General features: G+C 40.3%; 22 protein-coding genes. 14 read left to right on the top strand and 8 right to left on the bottom strand.

The window, feature by feature from the left end; genetic code table 11:
* Window positions 1-329 precede the first annotated feature (329 nt).
* Window positions 330-1,160: a phytoene/squalene synthase family protein gene (locus tag V7K35_RS17050; protein ID WP_334796471.1), complete on the top strand. Its 831-nt coding sequence runs from the start codon at window positions 330-332 to the stop codon at window positions 1,158-1,160.
* 429 nt (window positions 1,161-1,589) lie between these two features.
* Window positions 1,590-3,194 (top strand): serine/threonine-protein kinase, encoded by a 1,605-nt coding sequence (locus tag V7K35_RS17045; RefSeq protein WP_335080404.1) that lies wholly within the window; start codon window positions 1,590-1,592, stop codon window positions 3,192-3,194.
* 295 nt (window positions 3,195-3,489) lie between these two features.
* Here V7K35_RS17045 and V7K35_RS17040 read toward each other — a convergent pair whose 3' ends face one another.
* The 6 genes from V7K35_RS17040 to V7K35_RS17015 all read right to left on the bottom strand — a co-directional run bounded on the left by V7K35_RS17040 (window position 3,490) and on the right by V7K35_RS17015 (window position 9,613).
* On the bottom strand, window positions 3,490-4,392 hold the full coding sequence (locus V7K35_RS17040) for an MBL fold metallo-hydrolase (protein ID WP_335080403.1): 903 nt from the start codon (window positions 4,390-4,392) through the stop codon (window positions 3,490-3,492).
* Window positions 4,393-4,403: 11 nt separating this feature from the next.
* Complete coding sequence (gene panD / locus V7K35_RS17035) at window positions 4,404-4,787, bottom strand: aspartate 1-decarboxylase (RefSeq protein ID WP_322720563.1); 384 nt, start codon at window positions 4,785-4,787, stop codon at window positions 4,404-4,406.
* A gap of 113 nt (window positions 4,788-4,900) precedes the next feature.
* On the bottom strand, window positions 4,901-5,413 hold the full coding sequence (locus V7K35_RS17030) for an inorganic diphosphatase (RefSeq protein WP_334796465.1): 513 nt from the start codon (window positions 5,411-5,413) through the stop codon (window positions 4,901-4,903).
* 397 nt (window positions 5,414-5,810) lie between these two features.
* Window positions 5,811-5,996, bottom strand: coding sequence for a hypothetical protein (locus V7K35_RS17025; RefSeq protein ID WP_273769420.1), 186 nt, complete (start codon window positions 5,994-5,996; stop codon window positions 5,811-5,813).
* A gap of 1,098 nt (window positions 5,997-7,094) precedes the next feature.
* Window positions 7,095-8,066 (bottom strand): DUF362 domain-containing protein, encoded by a 972-nt coding sequence (locus V7K35_RS17020; RefSeq protein WP_335080402.1) that lies wholly within the window; start codon window positions 8,064-8,066, stop codon window positions 7,095-7,097.
* A gap of 125 nt (window positions 8,067-8,191) precedes the next feature.
* Window positions 8,192-9,613, bottom strand: coding sequence for an aspartate ammonia-lyase (locus tag V7K35_RS17015; RefSeq protein ID WP_335080401.1), 1,422 nt, complete (start codon window positions 9,611-9,613; stop codon window positions 8,192-8,194).
* A 137-nt stretch (window positions 9,614-9,750) separates the two neighbouring features.
* Here V7K35_RS17015 and pgsA point away from each other — a divergent pair, with 137 nt between their 5' ends.
* The 8 genes from pgsA to V7K35_RS16975 all read left to right on the top strand — a co-directional run bounded on the left by pgsA (window position 9,751) and on the right by V7K35_RS16975 (window position 16,662).
* Window positions 9,751-10,269, top strand: a complete 519-nt coding sequence (gene pgsA / locus V7K35_RS17010) for a CDP-diacylglycerol--glycerol-3-phosphate 3-phosphatidyltransferase (RefSeq protein ID WP_335080400.1) — start codon at window positions 9,751-9,753, stop codon at window positions 10,267-10,269.
* A gap of 213 nt (window positions 10,270-10,482) precedes the next feature.
* Complete coding sequence (locus tag V7K35_RS17005; protein WP_335080399.1) at window positions 10,483-10,710, top strand: type II toxin-antitoxin system HicA family toxin; 228 nt, start codon at window positions 10,483-10,485, stop codon at window positions 10,708-10,710.
* The gene (locus tag V7K35_RS17000) at window positions 10,707-10,931 is read left to right on the top strand and encodes a type II toxin-antitoxin system HicB family antitoxin (protein WP_335080398.1); all 225 of its coding nucleotides are present in this window, start codon (window positions 10,707-10,709) and stop codon (window positions 10,929-10,931) included. The genes V7K35_RS17005 and V7K35_RS17000 overlap by 4 nt, the downstream gene beginning before the upstream one ends.
* A gap of 189 nt (window positions 10,932-11,120) precedes the next feature.
* Window positions 11,121-12,023, top strand: a complete 903-nt coding sequence (locus V7K35_RS16995; RefSeq protein WP_335080397.1) for a S66 peptidase family protein — start codon at window positions 11,121-11,123, stop codon at window positions 12,021-12,023.
* 228 nt (window positions 12,024-12,251) lie between these two features.
* Window positions 12,252-13,358 carry a class I SAM-dependent methyltransferase gene (locus tag V7K35_RS16990; protein ID WP_335080396.1) on the top strand — a complete coding sequence of 369 codons (1,107 nt, stop codon included), beginning with the start codon at window positions 12,252-12,254 and terminating at the stop codon, window positions 13,356-13,358.
* Between the two features lie 30 nt (window positions 13,359-13,388).
* Window positions 13,389-14,357: a glycosyltransferase gene (locus V7K35_RS16985; RefSeq protein ID WP_335080395.1), complete on the top strand. Its 969-nt coding sequence runs from the start codon at window positions 13,389-13,391 to the stop codon at window positions 14,355-14,357.
* 134 nt (window positions 14,358-14,491) lie between these two features.
* Window positions 14,492-15,142 carry a glycosyltransferase family 2 protein gene (locus V7K35_RS16980; protein WP_335080431.1) on the top strand — a complete coding sequence of 217 codons (651 nt, stop codon included), beginning with the start codon at window positions 14,492-14,494 and terminating at the stop codon, window positions 15,140-15,142.
* A gap of 200 nt (window positions 15,143-15,342) precedes the next feature.
* Window positions 15,343-16,662, top strand: coding sequence for an ABC transporter substrate-binding protein (locus V7K35_RS16975; protein WP_335080394.1), 1,320 nt, complete (start codon window positions 15,343-15,345; stop codon window positions 16,660-16,662).
* Between the two features lie 260 nt (window positions 16,663-16,922).
* Here the strand turns inward: V7K35_RS16975 and V7K35_RS16970 are convergent, their stop codons facing one another.
* Window positions 16,923-17,675 carry a hypothetical protein gene (locus V7K35_RS16970; RefSeq protein WP_335080393.1) on the bottom strand — a complete coding sequence of 251 codons (753 nt, stop codon included), beginning with the start codon at window positions 17,673-17,675 and terminating at the stop codon, window positions 16,923-16,925.
* Window positions 17,676-18,676: 1,001 nt separating this feature from the next.
* On the opposite strand from V7K35_RS16970, the gene V7K35_RS16965 reads away from it, so the two are divergent.
* The 4 genes from V7K35_RS16965 to V7K35_RS16950 all read left to right on the top strand — a co-directional run bounded on the left by V7K35_RS16965 (window position 18,677) and on the right by V7K35_RS16950 (window position 24,247).
* Window positions 18,677-19,366 (top strand): Npun_F0296 family exosortase-dependent surface protein, encoded by a 690-nt coding sequence (locus V7K35_RS16965; protein ID WP_334796456.1) that lies wholly within the window; start codon window positions 18,677-18,679, stop codon window positions 19,364-19,366.
* 856 nt (window positions 19,367-20,222) lie between these two features.
* Window positions 20,223-21,284: a uroporphyrinogen decarboxylase gene (gene hemE, locus V7K35_RS16960; protein ID WP_335080392.1), complete on the top strand. Its 1,062-nt coding sequence runs from the start codon at window positions 20,223-20,225 to the stop codon at window positions 21,282-21,284.
* A gap of 188 nt (window positions 21,285-21,472) precedes the next feature.
* Window positions 21,473-22,429 carry an NAD-dependent epimerase/dehydratase family protein gene (locus V7K35_RS16955; RefSeq protein ID WP_335080391.1) on the top strand — a complete coding sequence of 319 codons (957 nt, stop codon included), beginning with the start codon at window positions 21,473-21,475 and terminating at the stop codon, window positions 22,427-22,429.
* Between the two features lie 219 nt (window positions 22,430-22,648).
* Entirely contained in the window at window positions 22,649-24,247 is a 1,599-nt protein-coding gene (locus V7K35_RS16950) for a B12-binding domain-containing radical SAM protein (RefSeq protein ID WP_335080390.1), read from the top strand.
* A gap of 282 nt (window positions 24,248-24,529) precedes the next feature.
* Here the strand turns inward: V7K35_RS16950 and V7K35_RS16945 are convergent, their stop codons facing one another.
* Complete coding sequence (locus tag V7K35_RS16945) at window positions 24,530-25,798, bottom strand: tetratricopeptide repeat protein (protein WP_335080389.1); 1,269 nt, start codon at window positions 25,796-25,798, stop codon at window positions 24,530-24,532.
* Window positions 25,799-25,880 lie beyond the last annotated feature (82 nt).

Below are 25,880 nucleotides of genomic sequence, written 5' to 3'. Positions count from 1 at the left end.
AAATCTCTAAGATGGATGTTTGCTGATGGAAAAATTTTGCGGGAATTAACCAAATATTAGCATAATTCTTTATATATACACTAAAAGTTTCTGAAAGCTATATCAAACGACGCCTTACACATTTTTGCAACCAAAACCTTATATACTAGATAGGACTTTGATAAATTTGAGAGTTTTGTTAATTGCAACACCAAAAACTATTAATTTTTAGATTAAATACTAGCGTATCTTATAGTCTATAGTTTTTAAAGTTTAGTCAAAACTATATCCAGTATCATCAAAAAACTGCAAACTTCATGTGGTGCAAAAATCAATCGGGGAGTGAAAACATGAATTTACGTAGAGATGCATTGCAAATCCTCAAAGAAACTAGCCGAACTTTTTATATTCCAATTAGTCTTTTACCGCCAGGATTACAAGAAGCAGTAGCATCAGCATATTTGTGTATGCGTGCCATTGATGAAATTGAAGATCATCCAGAACTAGATAACGCTACTAAAGCAAAGCTGTTAAGAACGATTAGTCTGACATTACAGGCAGGGGTTGATGGCTTCGCGGTAGATGCTTTCTTTGGAGGATTTAGTGGGTATGAGAATACCTTAGAAGAAGTCACTGTGAGGATTAGAGAATGGTCACTGCTAGCACCAGAGACCATTGCACCTCGAATTTGGGATGCCACTGCTGCAATGGCAGACCGGATGGCTTACTGGGCAGAAAGAAACTGGAAAATTTACACAGAATCTGATTTGGATCGTTATACTTTTGGGGTTGCAGGTGCAGTGGGATTATTACTTTCGGACTTATGGACTTGGTACGATGGAACGCAAACTAACCGTACCCAGGCGATTGGGTTTGGTCGGGGTTTACAAGCAGTTAATATCCTGCGTAACCATACTCAAGATTTAGGGCGTGGGGTAGACTTTTTTCCAGAGGGTTGGAGTGCAGCAAATATGCAAGAGTATGCTCGGCGCAATCTAGCCCTAGCAGAAGCTTACACCAAAAATCTTACTACAGGTCCAGCCTTAGATTTTTGCCAAATTCCCTTAACATTGGCTAATGGCACCCTTGATGCCCTTGCTAATGGTAAAGAGAAACTCAGCCGCAGTGATGTTTTTGCACTTATCGAACAGCTGATTAGTGTGGACATGAAAGCCAGTTAATAGTCACTTAAGGACTAATGGAGACGATTCTAAATTGCCTCCAAATTTGGGCATCCAAAATCCTACAGCAATTTTTTGTAGGATGGGCACTGCCCTTCAATACTTCTAATACCAATTTTGGATTTTGGGTCGCACCAAAGGTGCGCTTTCAGCGCAAGCTGGATTTTGGATTCAAAGTCTCTGGCTTAAGGCTGTTTCAGCAATGTCAAACAATACTACTGGTAAAAAAGTAGCTCAAACATTAGTTGTTGGTATAAGTATAATAAATTAGCTTACTTAGGCGATCGCTTTACGTAATACTAGCTAAACTTTAGGAACTCTTCAAAGGATTTCCAGCAAAAATTACCTGGCAAGAGTTGATTAATATCTAAATAATTGAAAGGGAGTATAACACTCACCGTGATTATTCGTGCAGCGAGTTGACAGTGCATGAGCTACTGCTTAAATCCTACCTGTCCCAATCCAGAAAATTTGGTAAATAGCCAAAGGTGTCAGTCTTGTGGCTCGCAACTACTGTTGCGCTCGCGCTATCAGGTGATCAAACCATTAGGTCAGGGTGGCTTTGGAGCAACCTTCTTGGCCGATGATCTAGGCTTACCAGGAGAACCGAGTTGTGTAATTAAGCAATTACGCCCATCAGGAAGCGCCCCACACGTTTTACAGATGGCCAGAGAACTCTTTGAGCGAGAAGCCAAAACTCTAGGTAAGATTGGGAATCATCCCCAAGTACCAAGGTTGTTAGACTATTTTGAAGATCATGAACAATTCTACTTAGTTCAAGAATATATCAGTGGTGATACCTTGCAGGAGGAGGTCAAACTTAACGGCATCTTGAGTGAAACTGGAGTCAAGCAATTCTTAAGCGAGATTCTGCCACTGCTGCAATACATTCATGAGCAAAAGGTGATTCACCGTGACATCAAGCCAGCCAACTTAATTCGCCGCACTCAAGATGCCAGAATGGTACTCATTGACTTTGGCGCCGTCAAAGACCAAGTTACTCAAGTTGCGACGAGTCAATCAGGACAGACAGCATTAACTGCATATGCCATTGGCACTCCTGGTTTTGCACCTCCAGAGCAAATGGCTATGCGTCCAGTCTACGCCAGTGATATCTATGCACTGGGGGTGACATGCATTTATTTACTGACTAGCAAAACACCTAAAGAGTTAGATTACAATCCCAACACTGGTGAGATGATGTGGGAGCGGCTTGTGCAAGTGAGTGACCACTTGAGCAATGTATTGCGAAAAATGTTAGACGTGTCTGTACGTAGTCGCTATCAGTCAGCGGCAGAAGTTCTTAGAGCATTGGAAATAGAACCATACTTAGAAAGTTTAGCAAAGGGTTTACTGATTAAATCAGATAGTGGATATAAAGAGCGAACACACAACTACCTGGAAAATTCTGCTGTTTTATGTAACAACTCCTCTGCTGCTGTTACCAGTGTAGGAGTGGCACAGGTAGCGGCAGCAATTCGCGCTAGACGAGCCAAGGCAGCGGAAGCGGCTGGATTACACCAGAGTTCTGGGATGGCCAAATCAACGACTTTAGCTAACAGCAACAGCAATAGTTCGCAAATTCAAAATTCTAAAGTTAAGCGGAAGTTAGATACCCAAGGTTTATTAACAGCCTATTTGAAGGGAAGACGGGATTTTGCCCTACACAATTTAAGTTTGCTGAATCTACAAGGTGCTGACTTATCCCAAACAAATTTCCATTCCGCTCAATTGCAAAAAACCAATCTCCAGGGAGCTAATCTCCACAATAGTGACTTTGGCAGAGCTAGCCTCACTCAAGCAAATCTCAAAGATGCTAATTTGAGCAAAGCATATTTTAACCATGCTGATTTAGAAGGGGCAGACCTCCGAGGCGCAGACCTCAGCAATGCTTATCTCAGCAATGCTAACCTCCGAGGAGCTAATCTATGTGGTGCTAATCTCACCAGTGCCAAAATTTCTGATGAGCAGCTAGCACTAGCAAAAACAAATTGGATGACCGTGCGCCCTAATGGTAAACGAGGTTTATTGTAAGTTGAAAGTTTAGATTTCCTAGTTAGGAACAAGAATTAAATAACATACAATTTATGTCCCTAGCTTACCTCACCCTCAATCCCTCTCCGATATATTGGAGAGGGAAGCTAGATACAAGATGAAGTTTTGCATTTTATTTAATCCACGTTCCTTAGTCGCTTGCTCTGGCTTCGAGACTAGTTCCCTCCTTAAAAAGAAGGAAAGGGAGGAAATGAAATCTTAAACTGAACTGTTGGCATCCTACCCCTCTCCTCCCTCATCTCACCCTTGCCGATGCTCTGCCAACCAGTGAAAATTACTTACCAACAGTTAAAATTAGACCCTCATAGGCTACTATTGCTTGAGGAAAGGCAGATTTGACATCGACTTGAACCTGGTTAAGAAAGTCATCATGGTCATCTGGGTGATGATGAGAAATGGCTAACCGTTGCACACCAGCATTCACAGCTGCATTCACCGCAGTTTGCCAGAGTAAATCAGCAGAGTCATGGTTGTGAGAAGTAGGGGGAGTATAAGTGGCATTGGCAATCAGCAAGTCAACGCCTTTAATAAACTGTAAAATCCGCTCTTGCTCTACTTGGTCAGCATTCGGGTGCAAATCCGTGACGTAGGCAACACTATACTCTTGCCAAGTAACTCGGTAGCCAACTGACCGTTGAGTTTGATTAATTAATGCAGTTGTAATCGTCACATCATCTAGCTTCACATCACTTTCTGAAGTCAGATTGTAAAACTGCAATTCCGACTGCATTACCTGTAAAGGGTAAGGAAAGTGTGGCTGGAGCATCTGATCATACAGACATTGTTTGATTGAGGCTCCATTTGAGGCAGCTGTGCCATAAATGTGAAAACAATTTTCCACAATAAATGCTGGAGCAAAAAAGGGAAACCCTTGAATACGATTTGATTGGCAGTTGCTAAAAAATAAATGGGCTTCTAGTGGCTGTTGTAATTCTTGCCAAATTTTACCCAGTATACGTAAGCCAGTACCGCCATCAAAAATCAAGCGTTTCCCAGCTACATGCATTTCTACACAAGCGGTATTACCACCATAACGACTGGTATTGCTACTTGGAGTAGGAATCAAACCTCTTACACCCCAAAATTGCACGAGAAATTCTCCTGCTGGGCTACTTGGCAGGGTAGATGACTTTTCTCTTATGTAGCTCTGGGAACCCGACAACTCAAAATTTGACATTTTTCCTGAAATTAGACCTTACTGAGCAGGTCATCGTAGCGCCGCACTTCCAACAGCCTGTTTTTTTCGTCCACAATGACTACCGTAGGAGAGTAACTTTTTAACTCTTCTGGAGTGAACTGCCCGTAAGTCATTATAATCAAGCGATCGCCAATAATGCCTAGACGTGCCGCACCCCCATTTAGCTCAATTACTCCTGAATGGGCTGGAGCCGGAATCGCATAGGTAATAAAGCGCTGACCGTTGGCATTATTAACTACTTGCACCTGCTCATAGGGTAAGATACCAGCTTTTTCCAAAAGGATTTCATCGATGCTGATACTACCCACGTAGTTGATATTTGCCCCCGTGAGGGTGCAGTTATGAATTTTTGCCAAAAGGAGAGTGCGCTGCATTTAGGTTTGGGATTGGTGGCAGTTTTTGCGATCCGTAACAAGCGGAAGTTATTAAAGTGAGGAGTTAGGAATAAAAATTCATAACTCTTAACTCCTAACTCCTAACTCCTCTATTATCCTCTATAAGCTTTGACGGATTTTTCTACTAAAGCTGCAACCTTGTCCACATCTTGCCAACCGAGAATTTCAGTCACCTTTTTTTCCAAATTTTTATAACTACGGAAAAATTCGGCAATTTCGTCTAAGCGGTGTGGCGCTAAGTCGTTCAGTGATTTCACCTGAGTGTAGCGCGGATCTTTATCAGGAACACAAAGGATTTTCTCATCGCGATCGCCACCGTCAATCATCTCCAAGAAGCCAATCGGTCGTGCAGCAATAATACAGCCTGCAAAGGTTGGCTCGTCAATTATGACCATACCATCTAGGGGATCGCCATCTTCAGCCAAAGTATTGGGTACAAAGCCGTAGTCGTATGGATATTGTACTGAGGAATAAAGTACTCGGTCTAGAGCAAAAGCTTCTAGTTCCTTGTCGTATTCATATTTATTTTTACTTCCACCAATAATTTCAATCAGAACGTTGATTAGACCAGGTTTTGGTTGGGCAGGAATACGAGATAAATCCACAAAAAACTCCTCTGATAACAGTGAATCATGGGGGCACTCAGTCAGCTTCGCTCCCCGTGTAGAATTTTAGGGCAATATGGATCTCTTCCCAAGGTATTTATTCCAGGGCAATCATCCCCCTTATCCCCAGTTCCCTTGAATTCGCCAAAAAATGGAAAAAGCGTTACCAAGTTTCCTCGCAACGCTTTTCCAAAAGGGTATTATTCTTTCCCGCCCTTGATTGCTGTTAAAGGGATTTCTACCCCTATTGTGTGAATACAACTGAAATCTGGAGTCACACAATACAGATTTCAGCTTATTTCTGATGAACTACATTCAAATCTACAGAGATTTTATCAAAATCAGTTTTCTTTTTTTTGTAGCTCTCCTGCTGGTGAAATACTACTGGAAAGCCTTATCAATCTTGACTTCCTTTGAGGTTTTGGATCAGGGGTTGCTGGTTATTTTGAACATTAGTTGAAGAATAGTGGGCGATGACAAATACGGGTAGGGTGAGAGTCAACAGAGCGATCGCAGTTCCCACAATGTCTGCCAAACGTTGGGAATATGTGTCGGTATTGGCAGACTGGCTATTTGAATTCATACAAAATTGAAGTTCTTCGTAAGACTGTGTAGGTCTACTCTCTTATCGAGAGTTTTAATGCTATTTTAGCTATTTTTAAACTGTAAAATGTCTAGCATTCTCCAATCTAAATCAGTTCTGCAACTGTCATAATAGCGTTATTATACATGGACTTCTTAATACAAAGTTACAAATCAATAAATCATGTTTTATTTTGTAATTAATATTTTCAGATGTTTCCCTGTATAGTGTAAACGTTTGCATACCTAAAGCCAACTTTAACAGCATCATAAATCACATTTTTTCGCTGTTTAAAGATTAATTAGCAAAATGTATTTGTCCGATACTTCATGATTATAACATCCTACAACGCCTTTGATAAGGTGATTTTACTGGAATTGCTAATTTGTAATACAGAATACAAAACCGCGAAAGCACTGAATATCTGTCAGTCCTTTTGATTGTTATACAGTAGTTATACACAAAATATTTGGCACCACAGAATAAATGGTAAAAATGATTTTTGTAACCAATTATAACTACCGAATAAATACAGATACATCAACTGTGTTGTGCAGCATGGATTCAGTGATACCACTAAACAAATATTTAGAGTTTAAATTTTAAAATATATGTAATATCACAGGAATTTTGTCAATCTATATATAGGTAGAGTAAAGAGCGTTTTAGAAGGTGGCGTAGACCTGTAGCGGGTTATAGCCAAACTTTGCTCATATCTGAACAAAATACCCAATCCCAATTTTTAGATCCTAAATCCATATAAGTTTTTGGATAAATCAAAATCTAAGACGAGAAATTACATAACAAATTAATCAGCCAAAAAAACCGCCACTAACTATGATAGGGCGGTCTGGTTAAAGTCTGGTTAAGCAATCGGAGGGTAATTACAGATTACTCTGCTAATAAATGAAATTGCTGTAACGAAGTTTGCACTTGTAAATTAGGGATTGGGCATTTGGTATGGGGCATGGTTATTCTCCTTGTCTCCCTTATCTCTCCCACTCCCTAGTACAACACGGCGGAAATAAACATACCATTTCAAATGGCGCTAAAGGCCGGAATACAATTCTTTTGACTTTTGACTTCCGCCTTGCGGTACTAGTTCCTTCCGTAAACACTCATTGGTTCCTTGATAAATCGGGTGTAAAGATGCTTAAACGTAGATTTAATGACGCGGGGCATACCAAAATCGATGGGCATCAACTTGTCTGGTAGCCGCCAATCTTCTATTTTTAATAAGTCAGGACTTAAATGCGGAAACTCTATGGCAGCAAGTTCTGGACAAACTCCTAGCCTTTGGGAAGCTGCAACTGTGGGCACTTGTTCAGGAGGGACATTAAGGATTTCTACCATTGCCCGATCTAGAGCAAATATATCTGATGCGGCTGCTAAAATGCCCAGGTGGCGAGGTTCACCATTACTAGGGCCATTTCCTTCATGACCGATGATGCCATCTAATATGGTTAAGTTAGGGTTAATTGCCCTGGCAGTTTCTACTAACATTTCACCAAATCTATTCGCGTCTTTTCCAGCTTCCATGTGCCACCAAGCTTTCATTTTGCCAGGGACGCAACCAAACAAGTTTTTTACACCCAGTGTCAATGTTAACTGCATATGTGATTTCACTTTCGGTAGATTAATCACTACGTCTGCTTCCATTGCTTCTTTAGACAACCGCAGATGGTTAAAATTGTCGCTAACGGTTTGGTAACGCTGACCATGAAAATCGATGATGGGAAGATTGAGTTCTTCTAAAATAGGCAAATAGCCATTTGCCACTGCTACGCCCTTGGCACTGCCAAAAGCAGGACTATCGCCCAAAAATGGCTTACCGCCAACCTCAATTACCATCTGGGCAACTTCGTAAACTAGTTCGGCACGGGTGATACACTCTTTACCAGGACGCGTCCCTGTAAGTAGATTAGGTTTGAGTAAAACGCGATCGCCTTTTTTCACAAACGCTGCTATTCCTCCAAAAGGTTCCAGGAGAATGACTAAGGATTCTCGTAAAGCCTCTCGTTCGTAAGATGTAGCCCGAATGAGACTAACAGATGGTTTTTGAATCTGCATGGTATAGATAGAGGACTGGGGACTAGGGACTGGGGACTGGGGACTAGGAAATAAATATTTAGGAATACTTTCTTAGTACCCAATACCCAATACCCAGTCCCCAGTCCCCAGTCCCCAATACCCTATTATTCTGTTCTCAGCGGTAAAATACCACTCATTTGTTCTAGATTTAACACTGTGGCTAAATCTGTTTCACTCATCAATCCTCGTTCTAAAACAATTTGGCGCAGGGATTTGCCAGTTTCTAAAGATTCTTTAGCGACAGCTGCGGCATTTAAATAACCTATGTGGGTATTTAGTGCGGTTACTAAAGCTAAACTGCCTTCAGCGGATGCTAAACAACGTTCCCGGTTGGCTGTAATTTCCTGGATGCAGCGTTCGGTGAGTGCAGCGATGGTATTACCCAGAATTTCGATACTGTGAATCAAGTTATAGGCAATCAGTGGCATCATCACATTTAATTCTAATTGTCCGGCTTGTGCAGCTAAAGCGATCGCACTGTCGTAACCCATCACCTGAAAACACACCATTGATGTCATCTCTGCCATCACTGGGTTATATTTCCCTGGCATAATTGAGGAACCGGGTTGCACTGGAGGGAGTTGAATTTCTTTCAAGCCAGTTTTTGGTCCCGAATCCATCAGCCGTAAATCGTGAGATATTTTGACTAAATCCTGCGCTAAGTTGCGTAAAGCACCGGAAACATTTACAAATGGTGCCATACTCTGCATTGCTGCCATGAGGTGGGGCGCAGGTTCTAGGGGAGTATCAATCAATTCTGAGAGAACTTCTACTACACGGGCGCGATACAAAGGATGAGTATTTAACCCGGTTCCGGCTGCACTACCTCCCAAACCTAGCACCATCAAATCACCAGAGGCGGTGTAAATCCGATTTTGGTGTTCTGTGAGAATTTGCGCCCAAGCCCGAAAATTCTCACCCAAGCGCACGGGTACAGCGTCTTGTAAGTGGGTTCTGCCAGATTTGACGATATCTTGAAATTCTACAGCTTTGTTTTCTAAGGATGCGATCGCCCCATCTATTGCTGGGTGTAATGTCTTGGATAATGCCAATAAACCACCAATGCGAATTGCAGTAGGAATCACATCATTGGTAGACTGACCATAATTAACGTGGTCATTAGGACTTACACGTTTGTAATTGCCCTTTTCTTCACCAAGAATTTCTAAGGCACGATTTGCCAGAACTTCGTTGAGATTCATGTGGTGGGATGTTCCAGCACCCGCCTGATAAACATCCACGACAAATTGATCCCGGAACTTCCCAGCTAAGATTTCATCAGTTGCTTGGACAATCGCCTGACTAATATCTTGAGGAATGCAATTCAGTTCACCATTCACAATTGCTGTAGCTTTTTTAATAATTAGTCCAGCATCTACGTAAGTATGTAAAGGTTTAATGCCGCTAATTGGGAAATTTTCGATTGCCCGCAGCGTTTGAATACCGTAATAAACGCTACTAGCAATTTGGCGATCGCCCATCGAATCGCGTTCGATGCGGAATTGGGAGTCTGTGTGTTCAGTCATAGTATTGTTTTAAGAGAGCTACAGAAAACAGATTTTCCCACGCAGGCAGACTCAGATACACTAATCTGCATAGATTTTGCATATTTGCTTGGCTGCTTGTTGCTTTACATTTGTTAATTTTGAGTTTTGAATTCTCTATGACTATACCCAACTGGATTACCTTCTCTCGCCTATTGGGGATACCATTTCTGCTTTACGGTTTATATAATCCTACACCTCAAGCTAAGTGGATATGTTTGGCGATTTTTCTCATTGCTGCATTGACTGATTGGTTAGACGGCTATTTGGCGCGAAAACTCAACCAAATTAGTGAATTGGGTAAATTTCTTGATCCCTTAGTGGATAAACTTCTGGTACTTGCGCCGTTGCTGGTTTTTATTGAACTGGGAAAAGTGCCGGCTTGGGGAGTATTCCTGATTTTAGCGCGGGAATTAGCGATCGCTGGTTGGCGGGTGAATCAAACAACGATTACCGGAGCAAATATTTGGGGTAAACTCAAAACTGTTAGTCAAATAATCGCGATCGCCCTTCTGATTGCACCCCTACCTGAAGTGTGGCAAATTGCCTCTCTGATTGCCTTTTGGATTTCTGTGGGCTTAACATTAATCTCTGGGGGTATTTATCTTTTGCCACAAAAAGCTAGCACTGCTGATTGAAAACATCTACTGTATCGTTCCTGCCGGTCTGAGATTTTCCCAGATAATCATGACAAAATATTTGTAGCTATAGCAATCCTATCTGAGTTGTGAAAAATGTAGATAATGAAACGAACCGCCAAGAACGCCAAGGACGCAAAGGGAAGAAAGAAGAAAGAGACATATAATTTTCACAAATGATTTAGGACTGCTATAGATCAGAAATTTCTAACAGTGCCCAAGAAAATTTGGGAACTAAAAGCAATGCTCCTCAAAGCTGGATTTACTTATAGAAGCGGCAAAGGCAGTCATACAGTATGGAGCCATCCTTTGCTACTTTTCAGCCTCACTTTGTCTGGCAAAGATGGAGCAGATGCGGATCGTTATCAGGAAAAAGATGTTATAAATGCGCTCATAGAAATAAAACTACTGGAGGAAGAAGACAAAGGAGAACAGGAATGAAACCACAATATAGTATTGTAATTCAGTGGTCGATGGAAAATAAAAAATACATTGTTACCCTACCTGAGTTTGGCCCCTATGCACACACTCATGGAAATACCTATGCGGATGCTCTCAATAATGGTGAGGAAATGCTGGAACTTTTGATTGAAGATTACCAAGCACAGGGAAAACCACTACCAGAACCTTTGACCGCAAACGTTTCTTTCCGGTTTGTCTAATCCTCACTCTAATTTAGGACTTACCCACACTCTACGAATTCTCGGCGCTCTTGGCGTCTTGGCGGTTCGATAAATTAAGCTTTTTGGCAATTTTTGCGTAAGTCCTCTAATTATTCAACAAAATTTTATGGGAGTTACGAGTTATAGTTCTTATTCTTAACTCCTAACTTTTCACTCCTAACTTTTTTCATGCCATCCAAAATCCTACCACCGCCCCTGAAACCTGGAGACTTACTACGAGTAATTGCCCCTAGTGGTGCTTTACGAGAATTTGAGGCATTTGGGCAGAGTGTAGAAATTTGGCGATCGCGTGGTTATCGAGTAGAAATCACTCCCCAGATAGATGACCAATGTGGTTATTTGGCGGGGACAGATGAAAACCGTCGTCACCAGCTCGCAACAGCATGGCAAGATCCTGATTGTCGTGGTATCCTCTGTGCCAAAGGCGGTTTTGGCAGCACCCGTATCTTAGAAGATTGGAATTGGCCAAACTCAGGACTTCCCAAGTGGCTCATCGGATTTTCTGATATCACAGCTTTATTATGGAGCCTTTATATAGCAGGAATTTCTGGCGTTCACGCTCCCGTACTGACGACTTTGGTAGATGAGCCAGATTGGTCAATTGAGCGATTATTCGATTGGGTAGAAGGTCGCCCTCTCGCCCCTCTTAAAGGTTGCGGTTGGGGTGGCGGTGCAGTTAATGGCACTTTGTTACCAGGTAATCTCACGGTGGCAACTCACCTTTTAGGTACACCAATCCTGCCGCATCTGGATGGTGTAATTCTGGCCTTGGAGGATGTTACGGAAACACCTTATCGGATTGACAGAATGCTGACACAGTGGCGTTTGAGCGGTGCTTTGTCTCAAGTCTGCGGTATTGCTTTGGGGGGTTTTACTCGCTGTGAAGCGCCGCCAACAGTGCCCAGCTTTAGTGTAGAAGAAGTATTGCGCGATCGCTTGGGCGATTTAAATATTCCGATTGTCTCTAATCTACCCTTTGGTCATGATAGTCCCAATGCAGCATTACCAGTAGGTGTAGAAGCAACTTTAGACGGGGATGCGGGAATATTAGCGATCGCACATCCACATTAAGTTAAAATCAGATGCACTTTCTGATTAAAAAGTCATAATCCACTCACAGAATAATGTTCTAAATGCTCTGGCAAATTCCAATTTTGGGAGAAAAGCTTCTTCCAGAATTACTAAATTGGTGTCATAGGCGTGGGTAGGAAAAATACAATGTCATTATAGAGAAAATCCAAAATAGTTTGTAATACCGAAATTATCCTTCTTATTAGAAAATTTTGAGTTATTAATTGTATGCCAAAACAATATGTACCTAATGCCTTTTTAAAAGTTGAAGATTCACAGTTATATGCAATTTTTGCTTGGAGTCAGCGAACAGCAGAAATGATTCCGTCCAAATCATGGTTGGCAATACTGGAAATATTTATTCACGAACATTCTTTAGATAAAGCTTACCAAATATTTCAAAAAATTCAATTAGAACCTATAGCAAACAAAGTAATTCAAGAGCTAAAAAAATATGAGCAGCTTCTTCAAAATGCTCTAGTTTTTTTAGCAGATGGTAGCCTCACAATTTTTGGTAAAGGCTTTCGGAGTTTTATCGAAAAGGAAATGCAATATGAACTTGGTTTTTTAAGTAGGGAAAGTTATCAAGTATTGCTACAATTATTTTCCCAATATCAATTAGAAGATGACCTAAAATCTATTGAAAATATAGAAGACTTTCGTAAATTAGTAGAACGCCTAGAAAATCTTGGTTTACTATCTCCTGCTACAGGTTCAATAGATTGGGGTGATTTGAAAAAAACAGTTCCCATTTGCCAAGCATTTGGATTGACAAGAGGTACACCCGTCGATAGATACTATCTCAGCAAATTCCTTAAAGAAATTCAAACCCAAATTGGTGGCAATATTTTAGAAATAGGAGGAACACCAAAAGATAAAGATTTCTATCAAATTAATCCAGGCACATCATATCAGATTCTCAACTTAGAACCAGGGCCAGGAGTAGATATAGTTGGGGATGTTCACGATGTCTCTGTTATCAAACCAGAATCTTTTGATTCAGTAATAATTTTTAATGTTTTAGAACATTGTTATGCCCCCTGGATAGCAGTAGAAAACATCCACACTTGGCTAAAACCCGGTGGAAAATGTTTTGCGATGGTACCAAGTGCCATTAGAGTTCATGCTACTCCCGTTGATTATTGGCGGCCTTTACCTGATGCTTTCGCCTGGATGTATAAAAATTTCTCTCAACATAAGTTGTATGTCTATGGCAACCCTAGCACTGTAATAGCCTCTTATCATGGAATAGCCGTAGAAGAACTGACATCTGAAGAACTAGACGCTTATCATCCAGATTATCCCGTTGCAACTTGTATTTTGGCTGAAAAGTAAATCTATGTGTGAGAAAAAATTAAATTATTTATGAAAATTGCTCTTGTTGCTTGGGGTTATATCCCCGAACCTCCTTTATCACATTCTGTTTTAACTGTGATAAATGAGTATAAAAACTGTTTAGATAAAATTGGGGATCAAGTCGATATCTTAAATGACAAAGATGTTAACAAAGTAATAGAATATATCAATAATAATAATTATGACTTTGTACATTTACACGCCTACAGTTTTGTAAGTGAATTTAATCGAAACCTTAAACAAAAGTATTGTTTCACCTGCCATGATGGTTATCTGTTTAGAACAGATAAATGGAACGAAGAATTTAGAGAAGCATACCAACATTATTTTAATGCACCTGGGATAATTGCCCTATCTCATTTAACCAAAGATTTTTTCTTGAAATCAGGATATTCTGGATATATATCAGTGCAAGTGAATGGTATTGATACTCAGAAAGTAAATTTTCAAGCTCAAGGAAATAATAAAGCTATTTGTTTAGGTTGGATTCAACCAAGAAAACAGCAAAAATTACTGGCAAAAATCATAGACAGAAATATTAAAATAGATTTTGTTGGCCCTCTAGATGATCCTGATTTTGTTGAAGGAACAACAACAAAACATTTAGGTGTATGGAGTTTAGAACAAGTTTATTCTTGTCTCACAAATTATAGCTGTTTAGTTTTAATTAGTGAAGGAGAAGTTGCACCACTTGTGGTATTAGAAGCAATGGCAGCAGGTTTATGTATCGTTGTTTCTGAATCTGCTAGTGCAAATTTACATCAGAAAGAATTCATTAGAGTTTTGCCAGATAATATTTTAAATGACACTAGACCAGAAGCTCAAAAAATCGTTATTGATACAATTACAGAGATGATTGAGAAAAACCAATATTATCGCCAAAATATTGTAGAATACGTCCGAGAAAACTTTGATCTTAGTCTCCTAGTTTATAATTATAATGATATTATGCATGAATTTGTAAATTTACACAGTTAAAAAGTAATTTTTCAGCCTGTTAACAAATTTGTTTATGTAAGATTCAGTTTAGTATTCTCCTCCTAAGTAATCTAAAAATCATACTTGATTATTTGGATTTTTGTGTGACCAATACGATTGATAATAATTTAACAATGGAAACTATAGTTTTTGATTTTACTCATGAAGTATCAATTATTCTATGTAGCTATAATCGGGCAAAATATCTAAACAATTGTATTGATAGTGTGATTGCTCAAAGTTTTAACAACTGGGAACTGATTATAGTTGATGATGGCAGCCAAGATAATACTTTTGAAGTTGTCAATCCTTATATTCAAAAATTTCAAAATATCCGGTATTTGAAACATCAAAACAGGAAGTTGTGGTATGCAAAAAATGCTGGCATCCAGGCATCTTTTGGCAAACATCTAACATTTATAGATAGTGATGATGCTTACAAAGTCAATCATCTGGATGCGCGAATTGAATATATGAAAGCTAATCCAGAAATTGATTTGATTGAAGGTGGATTCGCAACAGAAGAAGAGGTTTTAGTTGCAGATTATTTTCAACCAGGTCAAACAATTAATCTTCGAGAATGTGTTTTAGGCCCAACATTTTTTGGTAAGAGACAGGTATTTTTTGAGGTAAAAGGATTTAATAATATTGCCTACGGAGAGGATACAGACTTTTGGTATCGAGCAGCAAAAATATTCAGAACAGAAAAAATAAGCGAACCTCAAACTTATATTTATACAAGAGCAGAAACTAGTATTACCAAAAGTGTTTTAGAGGATGTTTGAAAAGTCCTGTTCTCGGTATCAAAAGTTCTAGCTCCTCCTAAATCCCCCGATAAATTGGGGGACTTTGATTCCGGTTCCCCCCTTTTTAAGTGGAGCGACTGGCGTGGGTTAGGGGGGATCTCAAAGTGTCTAAAGTCACAGCAAAACACTTTTCAAACAACCTCTTAGAGAATATTTCTTAATTTTATTAATTACCTGGTATGAAGAATATCATATTTCTATCCCAAATAAGCCATTATTCTCGTCGGTTTCTTGCTTCTATTTGGCAGATATTACTTCTAGGGATTGTCCTAAGTTCGTATTTAATATTTTTATCTGGTTGTCAGGGAATAACACAGAAGGACGACGGAGTAATTCATTTGACTCTATGGCAAGCAATCAATCCCCCTACTAATCGGGATGTGTTTGAAAAACTGGTAGACAAATTTAATCAGACTCATCCCAATGTCCAGGTAGAATCTGTCTTCTTAGCTCAACCTCAATTGCCAAAAATATTAACAGCAGTTGTGGGTAATGTGCCTCCAGATATCCTGGCATTCTACCCGCAAATTACAGGTCAGTTGGCAGATTTAAGAGCAATTATACCTTTAGAAGATTGGCTAGAAAAATTACCATTAAAGGCAGAAATTAGACCTAACCTACTTGAAGAATTGCAATTAGATGGTCATCTTTGGTCAGCCCCATTATATACAAGCAATATAGGTATTTTTTATAGACCTAAGCTTTTTGAAGCTGCGGGAATTACGCAAACACCCAAAACTTGGGAAGAATTGAGGCAAGTTGCCAAAAAATTAACCATAGACCGCAACGGCGACAACCGACCAGAACAGTACGGAATTATACTGCCTTTGGGGAAGGGAGAATGGACAGTTTTTAGCTGGTTTCCTTTTTTATTGAGTGCCGGCGGAGAAGTACTAACAAATAACCGACCAGATTTAACAAATGCTGGAGCGCTGAAAGCTTTACAATTCTGGCAAGAGCTATTAAAAGATGGTTCAGCAATGCTTTCTTCTCCAGAACGGGGTTATGAAGAGGACGCTTTTATAGCGGGTCGTGTTGCTATGCAAATTACAGGGCCTTGGACTTATATAACTAAATCGAAAGTTGATTACGACGCATTTCCCATACCTGCAAATGTTGGTCAAGCTACGGTGACAGGTGGCGGAAATCTCTATGTGATGAAGACAACGCCAGCTAGACAAGAAGCTGCACTCAAGTTTTTAGAATATGTTTTGAGTGAAGAATTCCAAAAAGAATGGAGTATTGGAACCGGTTTTTTACCAATTAATTTTAAAGCTGCTCAAAGTGAAGCTTATCAGCAATTTATCAACCAAAAACCTTGGTTAAAAGTGTTTATGAAACAAATTCCCTTGGCTGGCGCTCGACCGATTATTGCTGGATATAGTCGTCTTTCTGATAGTCTTGGTCGAGCTATAGAAGCTACATTGCTGGGTGAGTCTCCCGAAAAAGCTCTCAAAATAGCACAAGAGCGTTTAGACCTTATTTGGGATGGTAAATAAATGGGACTGGGTACTAGAAATTGGGGAACTCGTGGTACCCTCTAAAGTGCAGTGGCTTGAGTACATAATTAACTATTAGCATTGGTAAGAATCCCTACAAGCACTCGCACTAATTCTTCCAAACCTTCTGGAACGCGATAAAGTTTGATATCTTGCCGTAAGGTAATTCAAAATACTTGCTAAATGTATAAACTTTGACCGGGTTGGAGAATGCGCGGGCGAGTCATAAACATTAAGGTTATGGAATATATCGATAAAAGTCAGGGAGAAACTCCAGTTTTGCGATGTAAATTTCTTTTCAATGTACACAAGCCAATTGCTGGTATGGCTCCTAGAATCACTGCTGTAAATCCTTGTCCACTCCAATATAATATGGGAGTACGGTAGGTTTCTGGAATCAAATTTTGCACAATAAAAAGCAACCAAACCAAAATAGTGATTAATAAAAAAGAGATTGAGGGTAAAAAATTCCACCACCAAATGCTAGCTGTATATCGCCTCAGTACTAGCCATTGGCAAAGTCCCAGCCAAATACCAGAAATTATATATGCGATCGCAGACAGAAATCCAAAAATAAAAGTTTGTTCAGGAGATAAAGTTTCATTTAACGATGAGGCTATGGATGAAATGTAGTTAATCCAGGCTGTAGAAACGCCGTTGGCAATTAGCCAACCGACACTAGTAGTAAATATCCACTGCAAACCCGGCAAATATCGATAGATGACAAGGGCTTGGTCAGCGGCGAAAATCACGGCAAATACAACGTTGCTGAGACTTCTGACCAAAATACTCCATGTTTGTGGTTGGAGAGCAACACTAGGTGAAAAGCTTTCCAGAATAATTTTTTCTAAGGCGATACTGGCAACGCCACCCACAACCCATCCGATCAGGGTCATTAAGGTAAACTGAATAAAGAACCTTTGTCGCTGCGATCGCGGAATCAAAAACTTTCCTGGCTTAGGCTCGCTATTAGCAGATGCAACACGATCGGGACTGTTAGAGTCAGTTTGCATAGGAGGTTAGGGGAGTGAGGGAATAGGGAGATCAGGGAGATACAGGGGGAGAATAACCAATACAACTCTTGGAGAGGCTGGCGCTTAGGGCGTAGCTATGCCGCAGGCTTTACGGCAACTCTTAGAGACGCTACGCGTAGCTTGCTTCCCCGTAGGGGTACGCTCAGTACAAGTGCCCAATGCCCAATCCTTAATTAAATATTGATTCTTGTTTTACCCTATTTCTCACTCGCCAGTCCCTATTTTCCATTCGCCACTCGCCACTGACCACTCCTCTAAGGCGGGCATCTTATGTCAATAATTGCAGTTTGTTCTCAATAAATTTAAAAACAATCTCATTAACCTATGCTTATTGCTAAAGGTTTGGGGGTAGGCCGCAACACTTCTCGGATAAGAATGGTAGGTTGGGTTGATCTGTGGCGAAACCCAATGAACGGTTGATAATGTTGGGTTTCGCTCCTCAACCCAACCTACCCTAAACTTTATTGCCGTTTAACCCAGAAGTATAGCAACAGTCAAGGTGGTTAAGACATTAACAGATGATAAAACTTAGACACAAAAAGGCTTTTCACCCAGTCCCCAGTCCCTTGCTATATTGGGGTAGCTCCTCGTAGACATCGCTTTGAGTTTCGGAAACTAAACCAAACGAGAAATGGTGATTCTTTTGTTCGTTCTTAACCTTGGTTGTGATCAAGAGTAATTTAGATGCGTTTGTCCTGCCCACTAGAATTGCACAAAAAGCTTCACTTAATCTTTAAAGATATTTTAGTATATATACCGTATCTTTTGCGAGTTAAAAAAATCAAAATAGGATTACAAAGCATCAAGATAAACTTACATCTTTGAGCTTGTTGTACCCAACAACAGTCATCTAGAAGGACATAATAATTTTTGTGATTTTATTCTATGTTGTTGGAGTAATAAAATCAGTTTTTCATAGCTAGGTTTCAAGAAAAGTTCAGTCTTAATTATCTTTGTGTTTCTCAAGGTTTATTACTAGAATGCTGCAAAAATTATCTTTGGCTTTAGTAGCAACATCTGTTGTGGTCATCAGTGCAAATCCAGCTAGTGCCGTAACTCTGCAAGTCAACACTGGCCCGTTTTCTAGCTACTCTAATACCAAAACTATCACCTTTGACGATGGCACAGCAAATGATCCCAATGGATTTGTTACCTACTCTAATATTACTACTAATATTGTTCAAGGTAGTGTATCTGGTCAATACGCCTCACCTTATGGGGATAATACCAAATTTCTAACAATTGCTCCAGTAGGTAGTAATGTTGCAGGCGACAGTGGTTTTGTCAATATTAAATTCAAAGAAGCTGTTAATTACTTCGGTTTTTATGCAGGCTCATTGGATAGTTACAACTATATTGACATTTACAAAGGTAATCAGTTGTTAAAGACCTTTAGTGGTGCAGATGTGCCAACTGCGATAGCTGATGGTAGTTGGACTAGCACTCAAGCTAATATGTTTATCAATCTTGTAGCTGGAACAGGAGAAACATTTGACCGAGTTGTGATGCGCTCAGATGGTATTGCCTTTGAAACAGATAACCACGCCTATAGACTAGCCAGCCAGAGCGTTCCCGAACCTAATGCGATGTTAGGTGTGTTAGCAATAGGTGCTTGTGGTATGACTTCACTCTTCAAACGCTCACAACAGAAAGTGACAGTGAAAGCATAAATTTATCAGGATACTCGTTGAAAATCCTTAAGAATATGTCTTTACGCCAGGTGTAGAGACACATCTGTTACTTGTCATGCACTTTTCCTCATGCGTTCCCTTCATGCATAAGTGAGAGGTGCATTTCTACGTGGTACTTAAAACGATGATTTCATGGGATAAGTCAAAAAAACAATAACTTGTAGCGCTTGCTAGCATTAATGTTGTAGTTAAGCCAACTGAGCGCTGATATCCAAAATATTTAAAATACTACTAATACGTTATGGCAGAAATTAACCTCCCATCTAGAATGGGTAAAAAGCTTAGGGTATAAGTATTTTTTATTTTGAATTTTGCCTTATTATACTAGTTATCTAATGTTTATTACCAAAAAATTTGGTTGGGCACAGCTTTTTTGCGAACTTTTTAATATTTCCGCTTCAATTCTGGCGGTAATTAGTGTTTATGGGTATCTGTTGAGATACCTGCAATTTGGGACACGTTGTAAAGAAAGATTGCAAATAATGCTTTATTAATTTACTAACTTACTCAAAATTGATATAGAGCGAATCAAAATTTTGTCTAGTAAAATCAAGCTTTTATCTCAATAGCCCCTTAGATTTGCTCATAAATGGCCTTTTTAAGCTAGGCGTAACTCGTCGTGGACATCGCTTTGAGTCTTGGAAACTAAACCAAAGGAAAAATGCTAATTTTTTCGTTGGTTCTTAACCTTGATTGCGATCAAGAGTAATTTTAGATGCGTTTGCCCTGCTACTCACCTTTTCCTGACAAGTTGTTAATAAGCTAATAAAGTGTAATTCATAATGATAAGCTAAACAGTGGCAGAAAAAAGTGACTCTTTAGGATGAAGTAATAAATGGGTGTTTCTTCAACGACTCCTCATCTCTTACGGGCTGCTCGTGGTGAAGTAGTAGATCGTCCCCCTGTATGGATGATGCGACAAGCAGGACGATATATGAAAGCATATCGAGACTTAAGAGAAAAGTATCCTTCGTTTCGCGATCGCTCGGAAATTCCAGATGTAGCAATTGAGGTTTCCTTGCAACCGTGGAGAGCCTTCCAACCAGATGGAGTAATTTTATTTTCTGATATTGTCACCCCATTACCTGGTTTGGGTATTGACATGGACATTGCTGAAGGTAAAGGGCCAATTATTCACTCGCCCCTGCGGACTCAAGAACAAATTGATCGTCTGCGTCCCTTAGAACCAGAAGCAGCTCTACCATTTATCAAAACAATTTTGCAGACGCTGCGATCTGAAGTCGGCTCTAAATCAACGGTGTTGGGCTTTGTGGGTGCGCCGTGGACATTAGCAGCTTATGCAGTAGAAGGAAAAGGTTCTAAAACCTACTCCATCATCAAAAACATGGCATTTTCCGAGCCGATGATACTGCATCAATTGTTAGCTAAATTAGCAGATGCGATCGCCATCTATGCCCGCTACCAAATTGACTCTGGTGCTCAAGTTGTGCAAATGTTCGATTCTTGGGCGGGTCAATTGAGTCCTCAAGATTATGACACCTTTGCTCTCCCCTATCAACAGAGAGTTTTCCAGCAAGTCAAGCAAACCCACCCCGATACACCTTTGATTCTGCTAGTTAGCGGTAGTGCAGGTGTGTTGGAAAGAATGGGACAATCTGGCGCTGATATTGTCAGTGTAGACTGGGCAGTGGATATGGCAGATGCACGGGCAAGATTGGGCAAACAAGTGAAAGTTCAAGGAAATCTTGACCCAGGCGTATTATTCGGCTCTAAACAGTTTATCCGCGATCGCATCCTCGATACCGTTCGCAAAGCTGGCAATTGGGGTCACATTCTCAATCTCGGTCATGGTGTATTACCAGAAACTCCAGAAGAAAATGTCGCTTTCTTCTTTGAAACCGCAAAGGAACTGAATCTTGCAGGAGTTAAGAGTTAGGAGTTATGAGTTACGAGTTAAGAGTTAAGAGTTATGAGTTATAAGCTATTAAGTTATCAGTTGTGAGGTGCAGAGTTATTTTAACTCCTCACTTCCAACTCCTAACTTTATTTTTAACTTTTGATTCGGAACTTTTAACTCCATTTTTAACTCTTCACTTTTAACTCCTTACTTTTGATAAATTCTCTATGAGCCAGAAACGGATTTTAGTGACTGGTGCAAGTGGTTGTATAGGTCATTATTTAACAGAAGCCTTAATTAAGGAAACAGATCACGAACTATATCTGTTAGTTAGGAACCCAAGTAAACTGCAAGTTGATACCAACGCACGTTCAGGCATCAACGTTTTGCAAGGTGATATGCAAAACATTCGCCAGTTTGCTGATTTACTATCAACAATTGATACGGCGGTACTCACAGCCACAGCTTGGGGTGGTGATCAGACATTTGAGATTAATGTCGTCAAGACTATAGAGTTGTTTGAACTGCTAGATCCAGAACGTTGCCAGCAGGTGATTTATTTTTCGACAGCTAGCGTTTTGGATCGCTACAATCAACCATTAAAAGAAGCCGGGGAAATTGGGACAGATTACATTCGTTCCAAATATGACTGCTTACATAAGATATCGAAATTAGCGATCGCACCCAAAATTACCACAGTATTTCCCACTTTAGTGTTGGGCGGTGATGCCAAGAAACCCTATTCTCACCTCACATCTGGCATTCCAGAAGTTACGAAATATATTAATTTGATTCGCTTTTTGGAAGCAGATGGCAGTTTTCACTTTATCCACGGACGAGACATTGCCACTGTCGTGCAATATTTAATTGATCATCCTCCCGAAAATGATCAACCACGTCGGCTTGTTTTAGGTCAAGCATCATTAACTGCTAATCAAGCAGTGAAACAAGTTTGTGCTTATTTGGGCAAAAAGATTTACTTTCGCATCCCCATATCTATAGCATTGGCTAATTTGATTATTGTTCTGTTCCACATTCGGATGGCCGCTTGGGATCGATTTTGCATGAACTATCGGCATTTTACATACGAAAAATTCATCAATCCTGATAGTTTCGGCTTGTCAAATTATTGTGCAAGCATGAGTGATGTTTTGAAAATTAGCGGTGTTGATGCTGCTAAGTAGTTTGTGCAATAAATTACACTAATTATGAAGATAAGCCTTGTGATTACTAAGTGTAGTTATTATAGCAAAACACTTACTTTTGACGGGTGTATTCTCTTAATTTGTTCCAATTTTAGATAAAAATATTAGTGATAAACTAGAACAACTTTAATAAAAAGTCAATAACTCTTAATTTTCGTTAAAGTGGGATAACAATCAAAGTGTGAGGATTGATACTAAATGCGAATCTTGTTAGTGTATCCAATATTTCCCAAAACCTTTTGGTCTTATGAAAAAATCTTGGAGTTAGTCGATCGCAAAGTTTTATTACCACCTCTGGGTTTAGTAACAGTAGCCGCGATTCTACCCCAAGAATGGGAATTCAAGCTGGTTGATCGCAATATTCGCCCAGCAACAGAAGCAGAATGGGCATGGGCAGATGTAGTAATCCTCTCGGCGATGATTGTCCAGAAACAAGATTTACTTGAGCAAATCCAGGAAGCAAAAAAACGTGGCAAGTTAGTCGCAGTTGGCGGCCCCTACCCCACCTCTGTACCTCATGAAGTTGAAAATGTTGGCGCAGATTTTCTGATTCTGGATGAAGGGGAAATCACTTTGCCCATGTTTATTGAGGCAATAAAAAGGGGAGACACATCTGGCACTTTCCGCGCCACAGAAAAACCTGATGTGACAAGCACACCAATACCCCGCTTTGATTTATTAGAATTTGATGCCTATGACATGATGTCGGTGCAGTTTTCGCGCGGGTGTCCCTTCCAGTGCGAATTTTGCGACATTATTGTTCTCTACGGGCGCAAACCGCGCACCAAAAACCCAGCACAACTGTTAGCAGAGTTAGATTACCTCTATGAATTGGGTTGGCGGCGGGGTGTGTTTATGGTGGATGATAACTTTATTGGCAACAAACGAAATGTGAAATTGTTGCTCAAAGAGTTAAAAATCTGGATGGCAGAACACAAGTATCCCTTCCGATTTGACACTGAAGCTTCAATTGACTTAGCCCAAGACGCAGAAATGTTGGAGTTGATGGTTGAGTGTGGTTTCTCGGCGGTGTTTTTAGGAATCGAAACGCCGGATGAGGATAGTTTGCAAATGACTAAGAAGTTTCAAAATACTCGCAGTTCCCTAACCGAGGCTGTGGAAACTATCACTAAAGCGGGATTGCGCCCAATGGCTGGGTTTATTATCGGCTTTGATGGCGAAAAAGCAGGTGCAGGCGATCGCATTGTCCGCTTTGCTGAACAAGCAGCTATTCCCTCTACAACCTTTGCCATGTTACAAGCGTTACCTAACACCGCGCTTTGGCATCGCCTGAAAAAAGAAGGACGACTACGGGAAAATCAAGATGGGAACATCAACCAGACTACATTGATGAACTTCCTCCCTACCCGTCCCCTGGAAGAACTTGCCAGAGAATACATTGAAGCATTTTGTACTTTATACGACCCAGTGCAATACTTGGATCGTACCTATCGCTGTTTCTTAATGATGGGTTTGCCGAGTTGGAAAGCGCCAGCCAAAATGCCAGAGTGGGTGGTTGTAAAAGCCCTGCTGATTGTGATTTGGCGACAAGGCATTAAACGAGAAACCCGTTGGAAGTTCTGGCACCATTTGTTTAGCATTCTCAAGCGTAACCCTGGAGTTATTGAGCATTACATCTCTGCTTGCGCCCACAACGAGCATTTTCTAGAATATCGCCAAATTGTGCGCGATCAAATTGAAAGTCAGCTAGCTGAATATTTGGCACAAGGCGCAGAAAAGCCATATGTGCTAGTCAAGGAAAAAGTAGAGAAAAAAGCTGAAGCAGTAGTCAGTTAAGAGTGGTAATGGGTAATAGGTAATAGGAAATAAATTACTTATTACCTATTATTAATTAAAAGTATATGAATGCAATATGTGAATTTAAATTACTTTACAACCATGCGCTTAAAATAGTACTCTCCTAACTTGAGTAGTAGGGGGAGAAGTGGTGTAACTACAGAAAGCAAGTATTGACGGAAGAAGGTGTATCTAGTTTCATTAGAAAGTAACAAGTGATTAATCGCATTTTCACCCGGATAAGTGTACGGGTGAATTTACGTGTGTAGTGGCATTTATATTCTATCTATTGCGATCGCGTTCTAAATCATCAATCACTTTTTGCAAATACCACTCGTCTAACATCCCAGGATTATTATCCTGCTTCTGCTGAATTAATCGTTCGGCAATTTCCCAATATCCCCCAACCATTCGCAAAAGTCGCTGACGTAGCAAGTTATATTTTTGCTTTTTTGGCTCTGGACTAAATTTCTGGATTTTTTCTAGGCTACTTAAGACTTGTTGGTAATTAACCCAGTCTTCTTGTTCACAAAAGATACTCGCCGCCCGTTGATAATCTTGCAGAGCATTTTGCATTTCTTCTAAACAAGTATAGGCAATGCCGCGATTGTAGTAAGCTTGAGCATCATCGGGATTAATTTGCAGCGCTTGGGTGTAATCTTGAATTGCACCGAGATAATTGCCCGTTGTCCGATAGGCATTACCTCTGGCAATATAGACTAAGGGATCTTCGGGTTGCATCTGGAGTGCTTGGTTAAGATCCGCGATCGCACCTTGATGATCTCCCAACACAGAACGGGCTTTGCCTCGGTTGCGATAGACAATCGCATCTTGAAAATTTAGTCGCAATGCTTGATTAAAATCTGCGATCGCTTCTCGATAATTTCCCATTTTACAACGCACAACCCCACGACAGCAGTAAGCTTGGGCATCTTGCGGATCGGCTTTTAATATCCAATTTAAATCGGCGAGTGCCTCTTGTGTATCTCCCTTTTCAGCCTTTTCTAATAATTGCCTAAAATAATCATTGGTGGATAAAATTGGCGCATTGGTAGAACGCGATTGCTCAAGGGCAGGTTTTTCTTGGGGTTGTAGCTGTTTAATTTGTTCTAGACATAGACGACAATTCTCTTTATCCTGTTGTTCTAAATATAATTGTGCAGCTTTTTTAAAGTTAGCGATCACATCTTGAATATAACCCTGTTTCCGCCGCACTATTGCCCGCAGATTATAAGCAGCAGCATAATTGAGATTCAGACGAATAGCGCGTTCAACATCCTCCAGCGCCCCTGGCAGATTTTTCAGCGCCACCCTTGCTAATCCACGACAATAATATGCCTCAACACTCTCAGGATTAAGCTTCAGGACTTCGGTATAATCTGAAACAGCATTATGGATTGCTCCTAAGTCATAATGTGCCAAACCTCGTTGCAAGTATGCTTCGGGAAAGTAAGCTGTTAGTTCCAAAGCATGGTTAAATTCTTCAATTGCTCCAGCGTAGTCTTTTCGCCTAGCCTTTTCCAATCCTCTATTGTAGAATTCGTCATTCATGGCATTTGTTTGGTTTATTGAGTTAGTTGAATTCCAGCAGGCTTGCTTCGTAGCCTAACCTATCCACTCACCCTTAATATTC

The sequence above is a fragment of the Nostoc sp. genome, assembly GCF_036917275.1.
Classification (GTDB): domain Bacteria; phylum Cyanobacteriota; class Cyanobacteriia; order Cyanobacteriales; family Nostocaceae; genus Nostoc.
This window is presented reverse-complemented; position numbering and strand designations above follow the sequence as displayed.